This window comes from Oceanobacillus saliphilus, assembly GCF_023522835.1.
Taxonomy (GTDB): domain Bacteria; phylum Bacillota; class Bacilli; order Bacillales; family Amphibacillaceae; genus Oceanobacillus; species Oceanobacillus saliphilus.
On record NZ_JALCZU010000041.1, the window covers coordinates 1 to 433 of the forward strand.

Annotated in this window: 1 protein-coding gene; it reads left to right on the forward strand. The window is 36.3% G+C overall.

Annotated elements, in window-relative coordinates:
* Positions 1-47 precede the first annotated feature (47 nt).
* Positions 48-353 carry a hypothetical protein gene (locus MN204_RS20345; protein ID WP_249872893.1) on the forward strand — a complete coding sequence of 102 codons (306 nt, stop codon included), beginning with the start codon at positions 48-50 and terminating at the stop codon, positions 351-353.
* Positions 354-433 lie beyond the last annotated feature (80 nt).

The window sequence follows — 433 nt, forward strand, 5'->3', positions numbered from 1 at the left end:
GGTGCTTTACTCAAAGATGACTATCTTGTTAAAAGGGTGGAAATTTAATGAAAAACAAGGATACTATTTATGATATTGTCGTGCATACTGTCAATTTAATTCTATTGGGAGCTATCGGTTTTCTCGCATTTTTCTCTGTGGTAAATATTAGTCCACACCGAGACCCCATCTCTGACATGTTTGGATTCGGTACTATTATTTTCCTGACTGTAATGTGGGCAATCAATTACTGGTTCCAATTCAAGAAAAGAAAATGGATTCTACCAATAGCCGGAACCGTCCTTTTCGTCGCCATCTCTTTGTTTTACCTGGATGTAGGCATACCATTCTTATACGACGTTTTTATTAGATAAGCCCGCAACCATACAGAATAACAATTAAATAGATTTATTACTTTTGGTAAGCTAGCAACTCGGTTCTTATTGCATTAAAG

Bases quoted from the DNA above. Each gene is read 5' to 3' on its own strand.
- MN204_RS20345 (WP_249872893.1), top strand. From the start codon at position 48: ATGAAAAACAAGGATACTATTTATGATATTGTCGTGCATACTGTCAAT.